This is a genomic window from Burkholderia sp. Ac-20379, from assembly GCF_017104645.1.
Lineage (GTDB): Bacteria > Pseudomonadota > Gammaproteobacteria > Burkholderiales > Burkholderiaceae > Burkholderia.
Map to the genome: position 1 here is coordinate 1 of NZ_JAAGPF010000787.1, position 707 is coordinate 707.

Consider the following 707-nt stretch of genomic DNA (forward strand, 5'->3'; position numbering starts at 1 on the left):
GCGTCGCGGTCGCCCCCGACGACTGGGACGCGCTGCTCCTTCGCATTCAGGGCCGCTGCCTGCGCGGCATCTTCGCGCTGTGGTGCCTGATCGGCGCGGCGCGCGCCAACCTGTCGGCGCGCCATCCGGCCCGCTCGCCGCTGCCGCGCCGGCGCAACGCCACGCCGCTGGTGCTGGCGCACGTCGATTTCGGCTACCGGCTGCGCATCGTGCTCGGCACGGTGCTGCACATGGCCACGTTCGCGGTGTTCTGGAACCTGTTCGACTGGGTGTCCGCCTACGCGGCGCTCGGCATGCTGCTGAGCACCACGTTCTTCGTGGTCAGCACGCGCTCGCCCGCGCCGGTGCCCACGCTGCTGCGCATCTCGCGCGTGGTGGCGATCGCGCTCGGCATCGTGTTCGTGTACGTCACGGCGATCCTGCCGCACACGAGCTCGATGATGACGGTGGCGCTGGTGCTGTTCCCCGCGCTGTTCGTGCTCGGCCTGGTGGTGCCCGATCCGGGCAACGTGCTGTTCGCGGTGCTGCCGATGGCGCTGCTGCGGCTCGGCAACAACGGCCCGGCCGTCGATCTGGCGACCTTGCTCAACAGCGTGCTCGCACTGGCGATCGGCCTGTGCTCGGCGCTGCTGTGGATGGTGCTGGTGGTGCGGCTGCCGGCCGGCGGGCCGCTCGGGCGCGTGCAGCGCGAATCGCGCGCCGACCTG

Annotated in this window: 1 protein-coding gene; it reads left to right on the forward strand. The window is 71.9% G+C overall.

What is annotated here, in order from left to right; translation table 11 throughout:
* On the forward strand, nucleotides 1-707 hold a 707-nt coding region (locus G3N92_RS34630; RefSeq protein ID WP_206131952.1), incomplete at both ends, for an FUSC family protein.